This window comes from Fictibacillus sp. 23RED33 (assembly GCF_015903925.1).
GTDB lineage: Bacteria > Bacillota > Bacilli > Bacillales > Fictibacillaceae > Fictibacillus > Fictibacillus phosphorivorans.
The window spans coordinates 65121-87727 of sequence record NZ_JACZDX010000006.1 but is presented as its reverse complement, the minus strand read 5'-3'; the positions used below and the strand labels follow the sequence as shown (position 1 = coordinate 87727).

Here is a 22607-nt window from a genome sequence, read left to right as displayed (position 1 = left end):
CGTAAGATTTTCGCTTCTTTAACAAATGATACCTGTATAAAAGTTAAAGGAGTGATTGTGTGATGAAAAAGTTTATCCCTCTTGCACTTGCGTTTTCCGTACTAACGAGTGGTGCAGTTACCGTTTCGGCTGCAAATCAAGAAAAGGTTCAAGTGGAGGCTCATAAAAGAGGTCAGCACTTTAAGCAGATGAAAAATTTTGAGAAGCAGGTCCATAAGGCAAACGCGCTTAAGATTGAACGGTTAGAGATTCAAAAAGATATCGTAAAAAAGAAAGACCAGCTTTTCGACCTGCATGTAAAAGCAGGGGAGCAGAAAGTAAAAGAAAAACGAAGCGCGAACAAAGCCGGCTGGCAGGAGATGAAACAGATTCATCAAGAGTTAAGGACTCTGCACAGTAAAGCACATGAAACAAAAAAAGCGATGCACGAAGCTTTACGAGCAAATAATGAGAAGCTTGCGCTAGAGAAGATGAATCAGTGGTTGAGCCTTAATGAGAAAATTAATAATAAGCTAAGTGAAAAATCCGCTAAGTTGGATGAGGTTTTGGCTAAGCATAAGTAAAACACAAACAGCATGGAAGTTTTGGACTTCTATGCTGTTTTGTTGTTAGATGGTAGTAAGAAAGGATAGACATGGGGGAATTAGATGAAAGAGTTTGACAGAATGTTATCAGGAGAGTTTTATAACACCCGAGATCCCGAACTTTTACAAATGTCGTTCGATGCCAAAAAGCTTGTGGAAACCTTTAATACGACAAGCGTTGAGGAAACCGAGAGCAAAGTACAGACCTTAAAGAAATTATTAGGCAGTTTAGGAGAAGGGGTTTGGATTGAGAAACCCATTCAATGTGAATTTGGAAAAAATATATCGATAGGACGCAATACTTTCATTAATTTCAACTGTGTTTTGTTAGATAATAACAAGATTACGATTGGGGAAAACGTATTGATCGCACCTAATGTCCAAATCTACACGGCTTCGCACCCTATTCAAGTGTCGGAAAGAATCAATAAGCATCCAGAAGAAAACGAAGCGCCATATCGAACGAACACAAAGCCTGTGACAATCGGAAACAATGTTTGGATCGGTGGAAATGCTGTTATCTTACCGGGTGTTTCAATAGGTGAAAATACCGTAATCGGAGCGGGAAGTGTTGTCACAAAATCTATTCCTGATAACTGTGTAGCTGTAGGTAATCCTTGCAAGGTGATTAAACATAATGTCAATTAAACAAAAAATGTTGAGGCAACAAGTTAGTTGCCTCAACCCTTTTTGTAATCCTTTATTTTAATTTATGCTTAAGCGTATAGTCTGGATAATCGGTAATGATGCCATCAACACCTGCATCTAATAATGGTTGTACTTCTTGCTTGTTTCGAACCGTCCAAGCCATAATTCCCATATGACGCTCATGTACTTCATCTACAATTGAAGAATTAACAAGCGTTCTGCTAGGGTTTACAAATTCAGCATATGTAGCAAACTCATCGAGCTTCGCTTCACTTAAATCAGCTGCATTGGAAGTAAGTACGCCAACAGGCACTCTAGGAAGCAGCTTGTCCATTTGTTGCATAGAACCAAACTCAAATGATTGAATGATAATCTTATCATGAGCTGGTAGATGCATGTTTCGTTCCTTTATGGCTGCAGCTACTTTTTCTTCAATCTCGGGATAGTAATAGGTTGCTTTTAATTCAATCAGAATGCCAGTTTTTCCGCGGAACTCATCGAGTACTTCTTCAAAAGTAGGAACTTTCTCTCCTATAAATTCTTCCCCAAAGTAGCTTCCAGCATCAAGTTGACGAATCTCTTCTAGCGTATGATCTTTTACATAGCCCGTTCCGTTTGTTGTTCGATCTAACGTAACGTCATGAATAACAACGAGTTCACCGTCTTTAGTTTCTTGTACATCAATTTCAATATAATCGGACTTCATATCTACGCCCTTATGGAACGCGGCCACATACCCTGATGCTCCGCGGTGTGCGACAGTTTGGACGCGATCAGACGGGTCGTAAGCGAGTGTTGAAGTACTGTAGATCGAACCAATAATCCCCATTGAAAGTAATGACGCAACTACTGTCTTCTTCATGCTCATGTTATTCATCCCCTTATCATGTAATGTATGGTCCGTGAACCTGCCCGCCTCATGCAACAAGCAAGATCACATTCATTATGCTAACAAAGGAAAATGGGGAAAGAATGGTCAGAACCTCCTTAGTATTTTAAAGAAAATAAGGTCTATATGAGGGGATATCTTAACAAATGGCCGTTCTGTAAAGGTGGGGTGAAGGAGATGTCGTTATTGTAAAGGGAAAGAAAAAAACCAGGCATTTTAGACGCCTGGTTTCTGAAGGTCTTCCGGATGGTTGAAGCTTCTTGCAATATAGATAAATGGCGTAGAAGCCGCTGACACAACAAACTTAATCACATAAGTCGTAAAGAAAATCTGAATCCAAACATCCCATGAGAACACACCAGCAAACGCAATCGTACAAAAGATAAGCGTGTCGATTAGCTGGCTAACCATCGTACTTCCGTTATTACGAATCCAAAGTTGATCAGGGCGTGAAAATCTTTCCTTCAACTTTGCAAAAAGTTTAACATCTAGATACTGACTGATTAAGTAAGCAGCCAGACTACCGATCACAAGTCGAGGCATAAATCCAAAGATGGCTTCAAGATGTGGTTGGAAGATGTCACTTTCGTGCGGTTGGAACACGAGCACCATCTGCATGATGATCGTCGTCATAATGAGTGTGAAGAAACCGAACCATACCGCTTTCTTTGCTTCTTTTTCACCGTACTTCTCGTTGATTAGATCTGTTGCTAAATAGATGGTTCCATAGATTACATTACCGAGAGTCATAACAAGACCGAACATCTCGATCGTTTTTACAACCTGAAGGTTTGCAAGAATCGTAGCGGCAGCGATCCAAGCATACAGTCCTGTTCGACCGAACCACTTATAGCAAGTTAAAAATAATATAAAATTAACCAGTGCAAATGCTACACCAAAATAAAAATTAAACATAAAAAATCCTCCTAGTTTTGATAACGCGGGAGTTTTCGAACCGCGAAATACGTTTAACACAACAGTTCCCCATTATAAGTCAGTTTTTGTAATTAATCAATAAACCATATAAATATGTAGCGCATGAGTAGTTTATAATCTCTTTCTTTGTGCAATACATAGTGTAGATTGATTATTGTTTACAGAAAAAACGGAAATACTGCTTGTAATAGATAAAGCACACTAAGGAGCAGGTGTATGATAACTTTTGATAATGTTTCTAAAGAATACAGGGATGGAACGTCCGCGGTTCGCGATCTGAATTTAACAATACAGCCAGGAGAATTTTTCGTTGTGATCGGTCCGAGCGGATGTGGAAAAACAACGATGCTTAAGATGATCAACAGACTGATCAGTCTTACAAAAGGCACGATTTCCATCGATAACAAGAGAATCAGTGATTACAATATTGATGAACTACGTTGGAATATCGGGTATGTACTGCAGCAGATCGCTTTGTTTCCTCATATGACAATCCTAGAGAATATCAGTATCGTTCCTGAGTTAAAAGGATGGGACAAAGAGAGAATTCGCAAAAGAGTGGACGAACTTCTTGATATGGTCGGCTTAGACCCTGAAACGTATCGAGACCGCAAGCCTAATGAACTCTCTGGTGGACAACAACAGCGAGTGGGTGTCGTGCGAGCGTTAGCTGCAGATCCTAACATTATATTAATGGATGAGCCTTTTAGCGCTCTAGATCCGATCAGCAGAGAAAAGCTGCAAGAAGATCTTTTTAATCTTCAAAGAAATATTAAGAAGACCATTGTTTTCGTGACTCATGACATGAAGGAAGCTTTGAAACTGGGAGACAGGATTTGTGTGATGAATGAAGGTTCTATCGTACAAGTGGGAACGCCGGATGAGCTGCTCGAAAACCCTGCCGATGATTTTGTAAGAAATTTTGTAGGAACAGAGAGTATGAGTTCTGTTGAAAATATGGATCTTCGAAAGCTTATCATTCCATTGAAAGCAGATGAAATAGGATTAGATTATCAATTACCTTCTATTTCAGTAAAAACGAGTATTACAGAGGCGCTCGATATCTTAACCCGTGAAAATGAAGTGACGGTTGAAGATCATGGTGCGATCATAGGAACACTTAACAGACAAGCTGTTATTCAATATCTTGCAGATCGCTTGCAGGAAAGAGGTAGCAGAGATGAATAGTTTCTTGCAAGTATTTCAAGATCGAAAAGGTGAACTCGCAAGTGCATTGATCGAACATATTCAGATTTCGTTTATAGCACTTCTCTTTGCCGTGGTTATTTCAATCCCTCTAGGTATCTATTTAACGAAAAAACCAAGAGTGGCTGAACCGATTATCGGAGTGACTGCTGTGTTGCAGACGATTCCGTCACTTGCTTTACTAGGTCTGTTGATTCCGCTGTTTGGGATCGGTAAGGTGCCGGCCATTATTGCACTTGTTGTTTACGCACTGCTCCCGATTTTAAGAAACACATATACAGGAATTAAAGAAGTCGATTCTTCATTAATTGAAGCAGCGAGAGCGATGGGGATGAACACGAGAAAGCGGTTGATGAAGGTTGAACTTCCTTTAGCGATGCCTGTTATTATGGCCGGAATCCGTACGTCCATGGTCTTAATCATAGGAACGGCAACACTTGCAGCTTTAATCGGAGCGGGTGGACTCGGTGATATCATCTTGCTCGGTATTGACCGCAATAACACGATGTTGATCGTGCTTGGAGCCGTACCAGCTGCATTGCTCGCGATTTTATTTGATTTTCTGCTCAGAAGATTAGAGCTTCTATCTTTTAAACGAGCGCTAACAACGGTCAGCGCATTTTTGATAGCCGCTCTTTTAGTTATACTTGTTCCTTTTGCGATGAAAGGCGGTCAAGAAGATATCGTCATAGGTGGTAAGCTAGGTTCTGAGCCTGAGATTTTAATCAACATGTACAAACTTTTAATCGAAGAAGAAACCGATTTAAATGTGGAACTGAAGCCGGGACTTGGTAAAACGTCCTTTGTGTTTAATGCCTTGAAATCTGGAAGTATTGATATCTATCCAGAATTTACAGGCACAGCGATTGCAGAGTTTTTAAAAGAAAATGCAACAAGTACAGATAGCGAAAAAGTATATGAACAAGCTCGACGTGGAATGGAAAGTAAGTTTGACATGCAGCTATTAAGCCCGATGGAATATAACAATACGTACGCACTTGCTGTTCCTGAACAATTGGCAAAAGAGTACAACTTAAAGACGATATCTGATTTAAAGAGTGTAAGTCAAAGTCTGAACGCAGGATTCACGCTAGAATTTTCGGATCGCGAAGATGGCTATAAAGGCATCCAAAAGCTATACGATATTCAGTTTGCAAATGTGAGAACGATGGAACCGAAGCTAAGATATAACGCGGTGAAAAAAGGGGAAATCGATGTGGTCGATGCCTATTCTACAGACAGCGAACTCCGTCAATATAAGCTTACCGTGTTAGAAGATGACAAAAAGTTGTTTCCTCCTTATCAAGGTGCACCGATGCTTCGTAAAGAAACGGTTGAGAAGCACCCGGAGTTAAAGAAAGCTTTAGATAAACTTGCAGGAAAAATCACAGATGATGAAATGCGTGAGATGAACTATAAAGTGAATGTTGGAGGAGAGTCACCTAAAAAAGTGGCGGAGGATTTCTTGAAGAAGGAAGGTCTTCTATAAAGCTCTGCCATCATTCATTAAGATTCGACAAAAATTTCCCGGAAAATAAAACATCCATGCAGTCTTGCCTGCATGGATGTTTTTATCGTTTATAAATCAACAGTGAGAGTTAGAGGATCTGAGATAGATTTTTCCTGATCATCTACCACTTCACTAGTTGTAATGGTTATTGTTTTTAGGTTTTCAATATTGGTTTTGTTTAGTATAAATCCTAAGCTGCCCATCTTTTCTTCTCCGGGTTTAATAGTTCCGTTTAGTTCCTCTAGGTAAAAGTCTTCTTTCCACGTGACAGTTTCCCCTTGATCGGTTTCAATTTGAGCGATTGGATTGAAATGAACACTTTTCTTCCCTTTATTTTCAATTTTTACGTTTACTCGTACATAAGGGAACTCATCTTGTTTTGTGTAGCCATGGAAGAAATCTATCAGATCTACAGATGGTGCATAGTGTAATACTTTCACTTCATCGATCGTAAGCGCAATTGAATCAGACTGCAGTTTTTTATTAACTTTTGCATATTTCTTTAACGTTATGGATCCATCTTGGTCTTCCACTTTTTTATTGATTACCGTTAAGTTTGTATCGTCTGAAGCTTGAGAGCTATCGGTATAGGTTTGTTTTTCTGTCTGATTTTCTGATTCAGATCTATTTGTTTCATTTTGTTGATGATTTGTGTGGGTTTCCTTTTTCTTGTCCGCCTCTGACGCGCAGCCCGTTACAAGCGAAGCTGAAAGAAGCAGCATGATCCAACCTTTGAAAGGCATGGATGCACCTCCTAAAAGATAAGCACCCCGTAGAAGAACGGGATGCTTTTTTGGTTAGATTGACCTAATTGTACAAAATTTATTTTCCGAAAGAGAATTTACTTTTTTCTAAGATCGAAAAAATCTCTTTAGCTGTGTCAGTATTGTCAATCTTGCCAGAGAATTTCTCCATTCCTGGTCCGTATGCATAGACGTTTACATCTTCACCGGTATGTCCGTCTGTTGTCCAACCAGTACCTGTGCGTAAATCAAAGATTTTTTCGATGGCGTTATCGATTTCTAAAACATCTCCACTTTTCTGTTGAGCGGCTTTAACGGACTCGACTTCTTCTGAAGTCAATTTAAGGTCGATGTACTTCTTTAAAGTCTCTTCTACAGGTGCTCCATTTGCGATTTGTTTTGCGATGAAGTCAGGCGTTTTCTTCGCTGCTTTAATAGCAGATGGATCCCATTTGTAATCTCCATCACGGCCCATTGTCATTCCACCTGTTGAGTGGTCAGCTGTTGTGATGACAAGAGTGTGCTTGTCCTTTTTAGCAAATTCAATGGCTGATTGGAAAGCTTGTTCAAAGTCTTCCATTTCGCTCATTCCGGCAACTACATCATTGTCGTGACCAGCCCAGTCGATCTGGCTTCCTTCTACCATTAAGAAGAAACCTTTGTCATTCTTATTCAAGCGGTTTAATGCAGAATTCGTCATTTCTTTTAAAGAAGGTTGTTCTTGTGGACGATCGATTTTTTTATCAAGCTCTTTTGGAGCAAACAATCCAAGAACCTGTTCATTTTCATCTTTCAGCATCTGATCCTTGTTCGTTACATAAGAGTAGCCGTCTTTCTTAAATTCATCTGTGATGTTGCGGTCTTTACGCTCAAAATAGCTAGTACCACCACCAAGGATAACGTCTACTTTATGCTTCCCATTCACCATATCATCATAATAATCATCAGCAATTTGGTTGTAATTTTCACGTGACTCATCATGTGCACCGAAAGCTGCTGGTGTTGCATGGTTGATTTGAGAAGTTGCGACTAATCCGGTGGACTTTCCATTTTGTTTCGCTTGCTCTAGAACGGTTTTAACATCTTGTTTTTCCATATCAACAGCAATAGCACCGTTATAGGTTTTGATTCCTGCAGACATTGATGTGGCAGCTGCAGCAGAATCTGTTACACTTTCTTTTTTATCGTGTGAATAAGTGGATTGCATACCCACTAAATAGTCATCGAATTTTGTTTCTTCCATCATCGGTGTTTTTGGATTATCTTTAAAAGCACGATATGCGGTCGTGTAAGTTGGTCCCATACCATCACCGATTAAAAAGATCACGTTTCTTATCTCATTCTTCTTATGTTTTTCATCAGCAGATGCTTGATTTATAACGAAACCACTAATGGCAAGTGTTCCTGCCACTGCAACAGATAGTACTTTTTTTGAAATAGTCATAATTGCCTCCTGTTGTTTCGAGTTGTCTTACAGTGAGGAATTATACTCCGATAATATTTTGAAAAGATTATGAGAATGTTAAGATTGTGTAAACGTATGGGAAAAAGGTGCTATGTAGTCTGCAGAATGTGCGGGGGAAAAGTAGTGGGTCTGATACGATTTGTCGAAAATCGGATAAAAAATTTTATGTGCGGATATATTTCTACTTAGTACGGAATTATTGCTGTTTACCTCGTATAAAAATAAAATTACCTCGTTAAAAAAATGGAGTGTCTGCCTTGAACGGGCAGATGCCGAATATGTCCACTAGGAATATACAAAAAAGAAACTAGACTCAACATTCTGAGCCTAGCTTCTTTTCATTCGATCCATTATACAGTTTGAACTGTTTTTTCTAATGCTACTTCTGCTGAAACGTAGTCATAACCAAGGTCAGTTGCCACTGCTTCGTATGTTACGAATCCACCAGCTGTGTTAAGACCCGCTTTTAAAGATGGGTTTTGAGCGATTGCTGCTTGTGCACCTTTGTTAGCGATCTGTAGTGCATATGGAACCGTTACGTTCGTAAGTGCGATTGTAGACGTACGAGGCACAGCACCAGGCATGTTTGCTACTGCATAGTGAACAACTCCGTGCTTGTCGTATGTTGGGTTGTCATGTGTTGTGATGCGGTCAACCGTTTCAAAGATACCGCCTTGATCGATCGCTACGTCAACAACTACAGATCCTGGAGTCATGGACTTGATCATTTCTTCTGTTACCAATTTAGGTGCTTTTGCTCCTGGGATAAGTACAGCTCCGATCACTAGATCAGATTCAGCTACGGCTTGTGCAATGTTTAATGGGTTAGACATTAATGTTTGGATGCTGTTTCCGAAGATGTCATCAAGTTGACGAAGACGATCTGGGCTAAGGTCGATGATCGTAACGTCAGCGCCAAGTCCAATTGCAACTTTTGCTGCGTTCGTACCTACAACACCGCCACCGATGATTGTTACTTTACCGCGACGTACTCCTGGTACACCTGCAAGAAGGATACCTTTTCCGCCTTTTGGCTTCTCAAGGAACTGAGCACCGATCTGTGCAGACATACGTCCTGCTACTTCACTCATTGGCGTTAATAGTGGAAGTGTACGGTTGAACTCTACAGTTTCGTAGGCGATCGCTGTAACGCCACTATCTGTTAATGCTTTTGCCAATGCTGGCTCAGCAGCTAAGTGTAAGTAAGTGAAAAGAATAAGGTCTGAACGGAAATATTTGTACTCAGAAGCTAAAGGTTCTTTAACCTTCATTACCATTTCAGCTGCCCATGCGTCTTGCGCTTCTGCTACGATTTCAGCTCCTGCTGCTGCATAATCTTCGTTCGTAAATCCGCTGCCAACACCTGCGTTATTTTCTACAAGTACTTTGTGGCCTGCTGCTGTAAGTGTAATAACACCTGATGGCGTAATCGCTACGCGGTTTTCATTATTTTTAATTTCTGCTGGAACTCCAATAATCATTTGTGAATCCTCCTATATAAGTAAACTCTTTGAGTGCGTTTTCAATTGTGATTTCAGTATAGTTCGAGGGATTCAGCTTTTCATTGTGTTGAAACTAGAAAATGAAAAAAAGCATTTGTGATAATTCACAAACGCTCTTGTTTAAATAACCGATTCATCTTGAAATCAAGATAGATCATAATCTTTTGATGAGGGCTCTTCATATCAATATTCGTAAGCTCGCTGATCCGTTTTAAGCGATACAGTAATGTGTTCATATGGATATGAAGCACTTCTGATGCTTTATTCAGGTTCTCATCTAACGTTAGATACGTTTCTAATGTGTGATAAAGCTCAGTCTTGTGCTGTGCATCATATTCTTGTAGAGTCCTGATCATTTCATTGTGGTAGCTCTGTCTTTGTTGTTTTTCATAAATGGCATCTAAAAATTGGTAGATGCCTAATTCGTGATAGCCGTTTAAGGTTAACGTTTCTCCGCCGAGCTTTTCCTGAACAGCTAATACACTTGAAGCTTCTTTATAGCTTTTTTCCACGTTTGAAAAAGAGGATACGAGACTGCCGTAAGCTGCTTTTATATCAGATACTGAAAACCGTTCTTTCATATGTGTAAAAAAGGACTCTACAAAGGACTTGGCGAGCTCTAAAGGCGGTTCTTTGCCAACAGGTGAGGCGAGAAGGAGCATTTGATTCGCGTCAGCCGCTGATAAGAGAACATTAATTTTCTGGTTGACCGCCGCGAGATACAGGATATCTTTTTCGATCGCTGGTGTGATCTCATCTTCAAGCTGCAGAATAAAAACGGCTGCAGGGAGAACCGGCAATATGTTGAGTTCGTGCAGCTTTTCTAAAATATGCTCTTCATGCGGGAGGTTGCCCGTGAGCATCTTCCAAAATAGCTCTTGTCGGTTTTCTTCTTTCTTTTTTGTACCGATCTGCATCTGAAGAAGCTGACTTTTGGCTGAAGCTGCAGCAAGCTTTAACAATTGCATATCATCTGATGTTAATTGTTTTTCCACTTCAAGGACCCAAATATATCCGAGAACTTCGTTGTTCTTTCGAATTGATACTGCTACTCGATCACCAAGCCCGACGTTTTGTATCGTGCCGACACGAACAGGGTCATCGCTCTCTTGTAACCTAGGAATCACGCCGTCTTTCCATAGACTGTTCACTACTTTTTCAGGCACACGCCGTCCGATGATGGTGGCGATACGCGCAGGATCTGTTCCGTCTTCATGTGTACTGTAAGCAAGGAGTCGATGATTCTGATCTTCTATCGTTACAGGGCACGACAAAACGTCGCTGATCTTGTCTGCTAAATTTTCAAGACTGCCGAAGGTTCCTTTAAAAGGATCAGATTGATAGTTCTTCATAACATTTGTCTCCCGCCGTTAGTTTCTCTCTGCTTACATTCTACCGAAAAAGGGAATTGGATTACAGGAGAAAAGAGATAGATTGTAGAATTGGTAATACAGGAATGGAATGTAAATGAATGGGAGGCCTTTCTAATGAAGTTTAGTGAATTTACATATGAACGTCCTGATGTTACAAGTCTGAAAACAGAATTTGAAGAAGCGGTAAAGGTGTTTAAAGAAGCGAGATCAGCGGATGAGCAGAATGAAGCGATGAAGAAAGTCGTTGCTCTTCGTAATAGTTTTGAATCAAAAGCTAGACTGGCCAAGATCCGCCACACGATTAATACGGAAGATGTTTTTTATAAAGAAGAGCAAGCGTTCATGGATGAAAATCTGCCAGTCTATCAAGGGATGGTTACGGCGTTTCATGAAGCGCTCGTTCAGTCTCCTTTTAAAGATGAGCTCGAGCGTAAATGGGGCAGTCAGCTGTTTCGCTTGGCTGAATTAAAAGTGAAGACGTACTCTGAAGATGTACTAGAGGACCTCAAGCAAGAAAACAAATTGAGCTCAGAGTATGTGAAAGTGATGGCATCTGCAAAGATTGAGTTTGACGGAAAAGAATTGAACCTTGCACAACTCTCTCCATACGTTCAATCTGCAGATCGCGAAACGAGAAAAGCGGCGAGCATTGCCGCGAACGCTTTCTTGAGTTCAAACCAAGAAAAGTTTGATTCGATCTATGATGAGCTCGTAAAGCTACGAACTGGAATCGCGAAAAAGTTAGGGTACTCGACCTTCACAGAGTTGGCGTATGATCGTATGGGAAGAACGGATTACAACGCGGCAGATGTAAAAGTGTTTCGTGAGCAAGTAAAAGATATCATCGTTCCGCTTTGTACAAAGTTAAAGAAACGTCAGCAAAAGCGTATCGGTCTTAACGAGTTTAAGTTTTACGATGAACCCTTCAGCTTTACGACAGGCAATCCTAAGCCTCAAGGAGACGCGGAGTGGATCGTAAATCAATCGAAGCAGGTTTTTAGTGGTCTATCGCAAGAAACAGGAGCGTTCTTCAACTATATGGCAGAAGATGAGCTCATGGATCTTGAAAGTAAGAGCGGTAAAGCGCCAGGTGGGTACTGCACGTATCTGCAGGACTATACGGCGCCGTTCATTTTTACAAATTTTAACGGATCAGATAACGACGTTCGCGTGCTGTTGCATGAAATCGGTCATGCGTTCCAGATGTACACGAGCAGAGTGTTTGAAGTTCCTGAATATCAGTTCCCAACACTTGAAGCTTGTGAGATTCATTCGATGAGTATGGAGTTCTTAACGTACCCTTGGATGGATAAGCTGTTCGGTAAGGACACAGAAAAATATTTATACTCTCACTTAACAGGTGCGGTAGAGTTCATCCCGTACGGAGTTGCAGTTGATGAGTTTCAGCACTTTGTATACGACAATCCAGATGCGACGCCATCGGAACGTCGCTCGAAATGGAGAGACCTTGAGAAAACCTATTTACCACACCGTGACTATGATGGGCTTGAGTACTTAGAAAACGGTGGTTTTTGGCATAGACAAGGCCACATTTTCCGCTCGCCTTTCTATTATATTGATTACACGCTCGCGCAAATCTGTGCTCTTCAGTTCTGGAAACGTGCTGGCGAGGATTCTGAGCGTGCTTGGGAAGACTATTTCGCACTTTGTCAAAACGGAGGAAGTCTGCCTTTTACAAAGTTAGTTGAAGAAGCTGGCTTGATCTCTCCTTTTGAAAAAGGATGTGTAGCGTCTGTGGTCGGTGAAGTGGAGAAGTTTATTGCTACAGTCGATGAGGAGCAGTTTGCGAGAGCTTAATTGAATTAAGGTGGTAGGATGAGGAGAACCGGCCGTGTGCCGGTTTTTTCTTTTGTGTGGGCGATGGGATGGGGGTATAACTGCCGCAGAAAATGTCGACAAATGACATCTCGTGGATAAATCGGCAAAACTTTTGGATTCAAGTACGAAACTCGTGGATTCAACGCAAAAACTTGTGGATTGAAGCGCCAAACTTCTGGATTGAACTTCATCCATATCCGGAAATACCCCAGGGTGTATTCTCGCTAAGTTTCTCATTTTTTGAAGAATTATTGACACTTGTATTGGGAATGCTGTTTTCAGCTGCCTATATGTTTGTGAATAGGGTCTTGAGTGGTAAAATAGTAAGGAATCTTAGAAGTTTTAAAGACTTTTAGTGGAAAAGGAGTAATACAAAATGGCTGAAACCAAACAGCGTAACTATACACCGCTAATTATCGGGCTATCTATTGCGATTAACGTACTTGTGGCCGTGTTGTTCTTCCTGCCAGAGTATGAGGGAGAAATTGCTTTTGATGTAACGTTGCTCCCACGATTGAACGCGATTTTTAACAGCTTCACATTCGTATTTTTGCTGGCTGCTCTTTATTTTGTGAAACAAAAGAACATCACGCTGCACAAGCGCTTTATCCTAGCGGCATTTACGAGTACAACATTCTTTTTGTTGTCGTATGTAACGTACCACTATCTTACAGAATCTACGTCCTATGGCGGAGAAGGTCCGCTTAAGTACGTTTATTTCTTTATTTTGATCACTCACATCTTGCTTGCGATCGTTATCGTACCTCTAGCGTTAATCACTGTTACGAGAGGCTTTAACATGCAAGTAGAGAAACACCGTAAAATCGCTCGGTGGACGATGCCACTATGGCTGTATGTTAGTTTGACAGGTGTTATTGTGTATTTGATGATCGCGCCTTATTATTCATAAAAAAAACAGAGGACTTTTGCTGAAGACGTGGAACAGCAAAAGTCTTTTCTGTAGCGAGAGGAAATGAGAGATGAGCTGGTTTTGGATCATACCTGTCGTTCTCTGCGGATTCGGAATCGCTGTTATTGTTTATGGAATCCGTTATCAAAAAGAAGAAATTGAGCATAAAAAGCAGTATGACGCGAATTACAAAGGTGGCCGAGTCTCGGAAACGTTTTTCGGTGCTATTGTAGAATTTATCTTTGTAACGGTTATTGATAAGCTGGTCGGCTTTTTTCCAAAATGGTTCATCAAGTTCTTCATCTTCATTATCGGAGCGGGTTTCTTAAGTCTTGGTGTCTATTTTTTTCAAGACATGCCTCGAAGGTTTTAATAAGCGATCCCCACACGTGACTGTAAAAAGTCACTCTTTTTTAAAAGAGAGAACGCAAAATGAGCGGTGTCTCCAGTACTGATCCGAGAGCCGTCGATAGGTAGCACGTCTTTCTCCGTTCTGTACGTGCCGGTAGTTTCTCCGTCTGGCAGGTAAGTGGGACAAACGATCGTCCAATTCAGCCCGCTTTCTTGCAGTTGAGTATACGCCTTATGATGATCTTCAGCTGCTCTTGTTAATTTGCGCTTAGATTCAGATGATTGGTAACGAAGCAGATGAGGTTCTGCCCTGCTTTGTAAGATGCCTGCTGTACCAATCGTAATGATACGCGAGATGCCTTCCTTTTTCATTGCTTCAATGATATTAGGCATACCCTCGGAAAGGACGTTAGCTCCGTCTGTTGAAAGAGCGCTGAAAACGACATCACAGTTGACCATCGCTTCAGCCACGGATTCTTTACTTAGAACGTCTCCTTTTGTAAAAGAAAGCTGACTCAAAATAGAGTGCGTAAACTTTTCGGGGTTACGCAAAAGTGCGGAAACGCTGATTTCATCCTGGAGCGCCATTTTAGTAAAATATTGTCCGACTCTTCCTGTCGAACCTAGTACGCATAGTCTCATAACATACCTCCTGATCGTTCTTTTCTTATCATATCATTTAATGTTAACCATAAAAAAATCCCTTACCGAAAGCTCGGCAAGGGATTTTTTTTATTGAAGGGTGATAACATCGGTGTATCGACTGTCGAGCTTATCGCCTCTTTCAGCGAATGCGACAACACGATATTTACCAGGTGCTACAGCTTGTCCGGAGATTTTTCCGTCCCATTGAAAATCGTTATACTGTTTCGGAACATCTTCGTAGCTGCCGATCAGACCGATTTCTTTCGTCAGGTTGCTATCGTATAAGAAAAGATTAACTTTGTCGGCTTCAGCAGGAAAGTAAGCTGAAAACGTGAATGCATTATTTCCTAGTTCTGTAGCGCTGATGCTAGTGATCGAAGGGAAGTCAGGCTCTTGTACAAAGAGAATTGTCGGCACTACAACTTCGTTTCTTCCGTCTTTGATGGTAATCGTTCCTTCGTGATAGCCAGGTGCCATCTTAGAAGCATCCACTTGTACTTTAAATTTAACATCCTTCGAGCTTTTACCATTAATTTTCACTTTTTTGTTTGTTGTTACTTTTACACCTTCAAGATCTACATCAAATTTGTATTCTTTTGATTTACGGCTTAAGTTCTTGATTGTAAAACGTTCTCCTCGTACTTCCTTGCCTTTCTTTTTGGAGAATACACCAAACGAATGGCTGCCAGGAGATACGAGTGTTTGTGTTTCAATTGCTTCAACTACACGGATGCTTCCTGCTCCTTGCGTATTATGCGGGTATAGCTTTCCTGTAGCATCGAAAAGATCTTCCGCTGTATTCATAAGAGCTGCTTTAATATCTTCAACATCCCAATTAGGGTGTGCTTCTAGTAAAAGAGCGGCAGCACCTGCAACGTGTGGAGATGCCATACTTGTACCTTGCTTCGCACCGTAGCCATGCGGATTTGCAGGGTCATGAGTTGGTACAGTACTTACGATGTTGACGCCAGGTGCTGAAACATCTGGTTTGATCATCCACGTATCCATTACAGGACCACGAGAAGAGAAGTCAGCCATTAATTCACCGACTTGTTTATCAAACTTGGTGCCAAGTGTTACTGTTGTGTTTGGATTAGCGCTTAACAAGCTTTTAAGTTGAACACCCTCAGCGTTCGTAAGCTTGATTGTTGGAACTGCCATTCCAGGCACATCCACGATCTCACCCGCAACGTTGTTATAGATGACCATCCCGATGGCGCCAGCGTTCTTTGCATTCGTTGCTTTATCTACAAATGCATACGTGCCTCGTTCTGCTAATACGAGCTTTCCTGCTACGTCTTTTCCTGCAAAATCAGTTGTTCCTGCTAAGCCAACATCAACAATTGGCAACGTTTTTCCGTTAAGTGCTAGAACAGATTCCTCAGACGGAAAGCCCATTACTTTTGCAGATGAAAAACTGGAATTCCCTGCTTTTAAAGTAGCAGCATACACGTTATACGGAAGCTGTGTAGCTCCGACAGAAATGGCTTCTCTTGAAGTACCGGGAGAGCCGACCGTCCAGTTGTTTGGTCCGCTGTTACCGTTAGACGTTACCGCCACGACGCCATCAGACATGGCTTGATCAAGCGCGATACTAGTTGCCCAGTCCGGGTTGTTTAACGAGTTCCCAAGAGATAGATTCATAACATCAGCGCCGTCTTCTACTGCTTTTTCAATTCCGGCAATTACATTTTCAGTCGAACCGCTGCCTCCAGGGCCTAATACGCGGTACGCTAATAATGTTGCATCAGGTGCTACACCTTTAATGCCGCCATCTGCTGCAACTGTACCCGCCACGTGCGTGCCGTGCGTAGTTTCAGCTCCTCTTGGATCGCCTTTAGGCGTCTCTTGTGGATCGTTGTCATTATCAACAAAGTCATATCCTTTGTAGTTACCGAATGCTTGATCGAGATCAGGATGTGTATAATCAACGCCTGTATCAATAACAGCAACCGTCACACCATCTCCTGTGTAACCCGATTCCCATGCTTGGTTAGCACCAATAAAAGGCGCTGAATTCATCATCTGAGGCGTAACATCATCGAATGAATGGTCACCCATGTCATCCCCTGTTGTGTGGTATTCAACATCAGGATAAACCGCTTTTACACCAGGCGTTGATAAAAGGTTCGGAATTTCATTTGCTGCAATCTCTAGTGAAAATCCAGAGAAAACATGATCGTACTCTTCTTTAACTTTATATGATTTGGAGCGTGTGGAGATTTCTTTTACCACAGCTTCACGTTTTGATTTTAGATTTGCTTTCGTTTGTTTTTTGCCTTTCTTTTTTGCCTCTAGTACAGAAGGTTCTTTTAATTCAACCATTACTTTTGTAACATGAGAAGAGTTTAAATTGTACTTCCCGTAAAGCGGCGCTAGGTCTGGCTGTGAATCATTTGTAGATGGAGCAGCAGATACACCAGAAAAAGCAGAAAAAACAAACGTACATGCTAATGTGAAACTAGATGTCTTGCGTAAAAAACTTTTCATTCAAGCGTACACCCCTTATTTTTAATATCACGGTAATATTCTACTGCTGTGTTTAAATCCCTTGAGCACATGGTAAAAACAGATAATAGGTCCTTATACTGGAAAATAAAGAGCTGGTCTTTTGGCCTGAAAAGTTTATGAGCAAAACGTAACGCTAATTCTATAGACCCATGATAAGATGGGAATATTGTTTTTTAAGAGAAGGCTGTTTTTCTTAAAAAGTTCTGATTTTATATCTTTGTTTTTCATACGCTTCTTTGAGAAGTTGATTGGAGTAGAAGGTGCGAGACTCCTGCGGGACAGGCGGGCAGGTGAGACACTTAAGAGTGAAACGAACAAATGTGGCTCACCGCCTGCCCCGCGGAAAGCGAGCAACCTGGAACGGAAATTAACTACTATCAAAAGCAACAATGAATACGAAAAGAGATTTAGAGAAAGAAGGTGAACGAATGGCTAAAGAGGAAGGCTATGGAACGATTCAGGAGAACCGGATCATTCCATTATGGAGTCTAACAGTATGGCTTGTTGTCATGAACACGACGATGTTTAATGTAGCGTTACCGAGTGTGATCTCGGAATTTGATCTGAGTCCAACTGCAGGATCATGGATTGTTTCAGGCTATTCGATCGTGTTTGCCTTATCGACGATCACATTCAGTAGGTTGTCAGATTTTATACCGATAGGAAGATTATTATTTACAGGTGTCATCATCTTAGGAATCGCCTCCATCATCGGATATTTTTCAAATAGTTTTGAGTTTGTATTGATAAGCCGTATGGTTCAAGCAATGGGAGCCGGTGCGGTTCCAGGGCTAGGCATGGTGCTTGCCACAAGATACATTCCAATTTCAAGAAGAGGACGTGCCATGTCGTTGATATCATCAGCGGCGTCTCTTGGCTTCGGATTAGGACCCGTAATCGGAGGCGGTATTACACAATTGTTAGGGTGGAATTTCCTTTTTATCGTAACAGGCCTTGTGCTACTGTTGCTGCCAGTATTTAAGATCTATCTGCCTGTTGAACAAAAACGGGAAGGCTCGTTCGACTTTGTTGGCGCACTGTTAACAGGTGGTGGCGTAACCTCATTATTACTCTATCTTTCTTCGTTTTCTTGGTACTTGTTGGGCTTGAGTGTACTATTCTTTGGCACACTCGTGTTTTATTCAAAGAAAAAGGAAGATCCGTTTATTCGTGTGAGTTTGTTTAAGAACACGCTCTATGTGTCGCTCTTGATCATCGGACTGATTGCGTTCATGACCCATTTTGCGTTGTTGTTCGTGATGCCAGTCATGTTGTCGAACTTATTCGGAAAAGAACCAGCTACGATTGGATTTGTTATCTTTCCAGGTGCCATGCTTTCCGCGTTCGCAGCAATTTACGTGGGACGCTGGATCGACCGGTTTGGGAATCTGCCTGTCATGCGAACGGGGCTTGTGGCACTGTTGGTGTCCGTCGTACTGTTTTCACTTTTTGCAACAAAAGCATTCTATCTGACAGCGATCTTTTACATGTTTACGAGCATCGGATTTTCTAGCTTAACGTCAAGCTTAGCCAATGAAAACTCTAGAATATTAAGCGAGGATGAAGTAGGTTCTGGAATGGGCATGCTTCAGCTTGTGCAATTTTTCGGTGGCGCACTCGGTGTAGCCGTTGCAGGACTCTTAATTGAGGGCCAGCAAGGAATGGCTTTAGATGCTATCTATCGAAATGTGTTTATTGTGTATACGATTCTTGTCATTATCGCGATTGTTATTTATCGAGTGAAAATAAAAAGAAATGTGAGCCTGGAACTTGAATAAGTTCTAGACTCACATTTTTTTATTGCAGCATCTTAAAGTCATAGGAATAGATAGACTTGCCTTTGATCGATTTGAGGATGTCGTTTAATCCATTGATTTTAATATTCTCTTTCTTTTTTCCTTGGGTTAAGGAATAGTGTTCAATGTAGTATTTTTCTTTAAGCTTTTCATCATATCTTACGACGTAAAGGTAATCGTCTTTATAGAAAAGTTCCTCGTTATGCCTCACTCCGTCTTTTCGAACGTTGTTCATAGAGAATTTTTTGCTTACTTTCTCAGTTTTTGTGTCAAATGCAAATACCTCACCAAGGCCGTTTGCGTAGTAAAAGACGTTGTTATATAAGTGAGCGGAGTTTTTTATGTTGAATGGGTAGTGCGCTGTGATATTTTTTTCATTTCTATAAGAAGAAAGGATGAACTCATCTTGTGTCTGCGTTTTTTTATTGATCCGATACAGCACAATATCTGAATCGATTGTTTCTGTGACTTCTCCTAGCGTTTTCTGTCCCACAAAATAGTAAAACGTATCGTCGGTCAGGATTGGAGACATGCTGCTAAAATCAGTTTCTTTGGAATGGTTAACTTTTAGAATATCTTGAGTATTCATCTCGTCCTTTGCCAACTTCACTTTTCTGATATGAAACTCTTCCTTTTGATTATCTTGAGTTAACACAACAATTTCACCTTGATCTAATCCTGAAGCGGCAATGTAATGGGGGATGTTTTCTTTATGAAAGCCTTCCTTGTTACCATAAAGAATATTCGAATCATACCCGCCGTTAGCACCTACACCTGTATTGAAAACAGTAAAGTACAATTTTTCTTTCTCCAAGTATCCTGTTCTTTCACCCGTATACTGGGATTTATCCATACCAAACTCTTTATATGTGTCTCCGACTAGACGGATTTTATTTTTATCGACTAACAAAACTTCATTTTGGTTTGCAGCTACACTACCGAGTTCTAAGCCTTTCATCTTAAATGCATTCGCTTCACCTTTGTCATTAATAAAGACGGCAAGGCTTACTCCTTTTCCATCCATGTCTTGATCCGCTGTTGTTGAAAAATAGAGTACTGCTTTCTTATCCGTTAAAAAATTTTCTTGCTTGATCGCTTCATTCTCAATAGAAAGCGAAGCGCTGAGATTCTGACTCCAGTACGTTTTATATAAAAATCCACCGATTAAGAGAATCAATAATGAAAAGAAGATTATTTTTTTCACTGTAATCACCTTCTTATGAAAATAAGGCAATAAGTTCGTAATTCTACGTCCTCATTGCCTTATTATTTTTTATATATTCCGGACGAGCTGTGTGCCAGGCGCATCCCGGACATCCCGAGGATATACTCCTAACCCGCCATCTACGTCTAGATCTAAGTTTCCATTTAACTTAAAGGCCGACCATACCAGTTTGGAACAGTTCTTATCACCAATATGTGAAGTCGAACGGTTGGTCACGAAGTTATAAGAATATGCGTCAATGCCTACACGGCTAAATGCCCAGTTTGCAGCATTATTACGGTTCGTCGAGCTTGTTGTAACAGATTTTACTTGTGCATCACCTTGATCCACTTTTCGTAAAGTGGTTGAGATCGTCCTCACACCTGTTTCAGGGACAGATTCAACAATGACGTCGCTCGAATAATACATGCCCACGTGTCCATGGTTCATGTAGGCCGTTTGAGATGCGGTGTAATAGAAGTTTCCTTTTGAACTAGGTCCAACAGAAACGGTTCCACCGCTGCTGCCCATTGTGCCAACCTTACCGCTTTGTTGCTTTTCTTCCTTGCTCTTTGTTTGATCATGTTTCAATTCTTCGTAGATTTTTTTAAGAAGTGCATCCTCTGTATCTCCTGTGTTCTTTGCGATAGCCTGAACACTAGAAAGCAACTCAGCTGATGTTAAATCTGGCTGCATACTTAGGATTTCATCTTTATACGAAGTCTGATTTTGAGCAAAAGCACTTGGTACCGAAAAAGCTGTGAGACAGAATGCTAAAACACTAGTAACTAGATGTTTTTTCATATTCCAAACCTCCTGCCGTAATACGGGACCCCTTTGTCGACATGTTCAATTTACCATTTATATACAGGTGCGTAAATACGAAAACGAATAAACAGTAGGGTGGACTTATGAGGGAAATGAAAGATACACCTAAAGGACTGTGCGTGCTGCACATAAAAAGAAGAGAAACAGGTCAAAAGGTATTGAGAAAGACTAGTAAGATTGGATGCATAGGAGGTTTGTGTGGATAACGAGATTTTGAAAAGATAAGAATGAATGATCATAAATGGAGTATTCTCTTATGAGCTGTGGAGTAAATGCGTGTGGAAAATAAATTGTGTGGGGTCAGACCCCTCTAAACTTTCTATGAAACAGCCGATACTTACTATGAATTGCCTAAACTAGCGAAACTTTAACAATGTAAGACAAATTCGAAGAAAGATGAGGGACGAATTCGTGGAAAGAAACAAAGAACTGATTGATTCATTATTGAAGCTTCAGGAGCTATTAGACACAGTACCAGATACAGTAGAGGCCATACCCGCTTTCACACAATACATCCGCTCTTTTTTACGTATTAAACCAACAGGCAGAACGTTACCGACTATCGAGATTATGACGATGATCAAAAAACGAAAGCCGAACTTGTATCAACTTTTGAAACGACATTCTAACGATGACATGCTATCGATGTTAACAAACCTTGGTATGGATTATGAGCTCGCGAAAACAAAGATCGAACGCATTCTTCAAGGAGAGGTCATCGCTTAATAAGCGGTGTCTTTTTTATTTTGGTTGTTCTTCGTTATAATGGGTGAAAGGAGTGAGGGAATTTGCAAAGTGTTGGATTTATCGGAACAGGTGTAATGGGAAAAAGCATGGCCGGTCACTTGATGAATGCAGGTTATCCAGTCCATGTTTATACGAGAACGAAAGCAAAAGCAGAAGATCTTCTTGAAAAAGGAGCTAAGTGGGCAGACACACCAAAAGAAATTGCCCAAACCTGTGATGTGATCATCACGATGGTCGGATATCCGAAAGATGTGGAAGAAGTTTACTTAGGTGAAGAAGGGTTAGTCGCTCACGCCAAAGAAGGATCTTATTTAATCGATATGACGACTTCTAGTCCACAGCTGGCACAAAAAATTGAACGCACGGCTGCTGAACGAAATATTGCAACGCTTGATGCACCCGTTTCTGGCGGTGATATCGGTGCGAGAGATGCTAAACTATCCATCATGGTAGGCGGTTCAGAATCTGCATTCCATGATATGGAACCGATTTTCTCTAAAATGGGTACGAACGTTGTTTATCAAGGAAAAGCGGGATCTGGTCAGCATACGAAAATGTGTAATCAGATTGCGATCGCATCAGGTATGATGGGTGTTTGCGAAGCGATTCTTTACGCAGAAAAAGCTGGATTAGACCCAGATAACGTGCTGAAAAGTATTGAATCTGGTGCTGCAGGAAGTTGGAACCTTAGCAATCTTGGACCAAGAATCTTAAAAGGAGATTTTGCTCCTGGCTTTTATGTGAAACATTTTATAAAAGATATGAACATCGCATTGAAATCAGCTGAAGAGATGGGATTATTGACACCAGGATTACAACTTGCAAAGAAGCTATATGACGAGCTTGCTGAGATGGGTGAAGAAGATAGCGGGACACATGCACTTTATAAACGTTTAGCGAACCAAGGGTAAGTCTACCTT

At 41.0% G+C, this 22607-nt stretch carries 20 protein-coding genes; 10 read left to right on the top strand and 10 right to left on the bottom strand.

Annotation, left to right across the window (positions count from 1 at the left end):
* Positions 1-62: 62 nt before the first annotated feature.
* A complete protein-coding gene (locus IHV09_RS17515; RefSeq protein ID WP_197265077.1) occupies positions 63-563 on the top strand; it encodes a hypothetical protein in 501 nt (166 codons plus the stop codon).
* Positions 564-647: 84 nt separating this feature from the next.
* Entirely contained in the window at positions 648-1232 is a 585-nt protein-coding gene (locus IHV09_RS22725) for a sugar O-acetyltransferase (RefSeq protein ID WP_197265076.1), read from the top strand.
* Positions 1233-1284: 52 nt separating this feature from the next.
* Here IHV09_RS22725 and IHV09_RS17505 read toward each other — a convergent pair whose 3' ends face one another.
* Entirely contained in the window at positions 1285-2100 is an 816-nt protein-coding gene (locus IHV09_RS17505; RefSeq protein ID WP_197265075.1) for a glycerophosphodiester phosphodiesterase, read from the bottom strand.
* A gap of 237 nt (positions 2101-2337) precedes the next feature.
* Complete coding sequence (locus IHV09_RS17500) at positions 2338-3036, bottom strand: queuosine precursor transporter (protein ID WP_197132968.1); 699 nt, start codon at positions 3034-3036, stop codon at positions 2338-2340.
* Positions 3037-3273: 237 nt separating this feature from the next.
* On the opposite strand from IHV09_RS17500, the gene IHV09_RS17495 reads away from it, so the two are divergent.
* Positions 3274-4245: an ABC transporter ATP-binding protein gene (locus tag IHV09_RS17495; RefSeq protein WP_197265074.1), complete on the top strand. Its 972-nt coding sequence runs from the start codon at positions 3274-3276 to the stop codon at positions 4243-4245.
* Positions 4238-5752: an osmoprotectant update ABC transporter permease/substrate-binding subunit OpuFB gene (gene opuFB, locus IHV09_RS17490; RefSeq protein ID WP_197265073.1), complete on the top strand. Its 1515-nt coding sequence runs from the start codon at positions 4238-4240 to the stop codon at positions 5750-5752. The genes IHV09_RS17495 and opuFB overlap by 8 nt, the downstream gene beginning before the upstream one ends.
* Before the next feature lie 89 nt (positions 5753-5841).
* Here opuFB and IHV09_RS17485 read toward each other — a convergent pair whose 3' ends face one another.
* The 4 genes from IHV09_RS17485 to IHV09_RS17470 all read right to left on the bottom strand — a co-directional run bounded on the left by IHV09_RS17485 (position 5842) and on the right by IHV09_RS17470 (position 10835).
* Positions 5842-6516 carry a DUF4352 domain-containing protein gene (locus IHV09_RS17485; RefSeq protein ID WP_197265072.1) on the bottom strand — a complete coding sequence of 225 codons (675 nt, stop codon included), beginning with the start codon at positions 6514-6516 and terminating at the stop codon, positions 5842-5844.
* A gap of 79 nt (positions 6517-6595) precedes the next feature.
* A complete protein-coding gene (locus IHV09_RS17480; RefSeq protein ID WP_197265071.1) occupies positions 6596-7960 on the bottom strand; it encodes an alkaline phosphatase in 1365 nt (454 codons plus the stop codon).
* Between the two features lie 371 nt (positions 7961-8331).
* The gene (gene ald, locus IHV09_RS17475) at positions 8332-9462 is read right to left on the bottom strand and encodes an alanine dehydrogenase (RefSeq protein ID WP_197132978.1); all 1131 of its coding nucleotides are present in this window, start codon (positions 9460-9462) and stop codon (positions 8332-8334) included.
* Between the two features lie 125 nt (positions 9463-9587).
* Positions 9588-10835, bottom strand: a complete 1248-nt coding sequence (locus IHV09_RS17470) for a PucR family transcriptional regulator (RefSeq protein WP_197132981.1) — start codon at positions 10833-10835, stop codon at positions 9588-9590.
* Between the two features lie 135 nt (positions 10836-10970).
* On the opposite strand from IHV09_RS17470, the gene IHV09_RS17465 reads away from it, so the two are divergent.
* From IHV09_RS17465 to IHV09_RS17455, 3 genes are all read left to right on the top strand, one after another.
* Positions 10971-12674, top strand: coding sequence for a M3 family oligoendopeptidase (locus IHV09_RS17465; RefSeq protein ID WP_197265070.1), 1704 nt, complete (start codon positions 10971-10973; stop codon positions 12672-12674).
* A gap of 397 nt (positions 12675-13071) precedes the next feature.
* Entirely contained in the window at positions 13072-13605 is a 534-nt protein-coding gene (locus IHV09_RS17460; RefSeq protein ID WP_066399222.1) for a DUF420 domain-containing protein, read from the top strand.
* A gap of 70 nt (positions 13606-13675) precedes the next feature.
* Positions 13676-13978, top strand: coding sequence for a hypothetical protein (locus tag IHV09_RS17455; protein WP_197190235.1), 303 nt, complete (start codon positions 13676-13678; stop codon positions 13976-13978).
* On the opposite strand, the gene IHV09_RS17450 is transcribed toward IHV09_RS17455, so the two are convergent.
* Complete coding sequence (locus IHV09_RS17450; RefSeq protein WP_197265069.1) at positions 13975-14598, bottom strand: NAD(P)-dependent oxidoreductase; 624 nt, start codon at positions 14596-14598, stop codon at positions 13975-13977. The genes IHV09_RS17455 and IHV09_RS17450 overlap by 4 nt on opposite strands.
* A 90-nt stretch (positions 14599-14688) precedes the next feature.
* Positions 14689-17091: a S8 family peptidase gene (locus IHV09_RS17445; protein ID WP_197265068.1), complete on the bottom strand. Its 2403-nt coding sequence runs from the start codon at positions 17089-17091 to the stop codon at positions 14689-14691.
* Between the two features lie 449 nt (positions 17092-17540).
* Between IHV09_RS17445 and IHV09_RS17440 the strand changes: the two genes are divergently transcribed.
* Complete coding sequence (locus tag IHV09_RS17440) at positions 17541-18890, top strand: MFS transporter (protein WP_197265067.1); 1350 nt, start codon at positions 17541-17543, stop codon at positions 18888-18890.
* A 19-nt stretch (positions 18891-18909) separates the two neighbouring features.
* Here IHV09_RS17440 and IHV09_RS17435 read toward each other — a convergent pair whose 3' ends face one another.
* Both IHV09_RS17435 and IHV09_RS17430 read right to left on the bottom strand, forming a co-directional pair.
* Positions 18910-20112, bottom strand: coding sequence for a hypothetical protein (locus IHV09_RS17435; protein WP_197265066.1), 1203 nt, complete (start codon positions 20110-20112; stop codon positions 18910-18912).
* 69 nt (positions 20113-20181) lie between these two features.
* Complete coding sequence (locus IHV09_RS17430) at positions 20182-20916, bottom strand: hypothetical protein (RefSeq protein ID WP_197265065.1); 735 nt, start codon at positions 20914-20916, stop codon at positions 20182-20184.
* A 435-nt stretch (positions 20917-21351) separates the two neighbouring features.
* Between IHV09_RS17430 and IHV09_RS17425 the strand changes: the two genes are divergently transcribed.
* Positions 21352-21666: a hypothetical protein gene (locus tag IHV09_RS17425; protein ID WP_197265064.1), complete on the top strand. Its 315-nt coding sequence runs from the start codon at positions 21352-21354 to the stop codon at positions 21664-21666.
* Positions 21667-21728: 62 nt separating this feature from the next.
* Positions 21729-22598 (top strand): NAD(P)-dependent oxidoreductase, encoded by an 870-nt coding sequence (locus IHV09_RS17420; protein WP_255520108.1) that lies wholly within the window; start codon positions 21729-21731, stop codon positions 22596-22598.
* Positions 22599-22607: the final 9 nt, after the last annotated feature.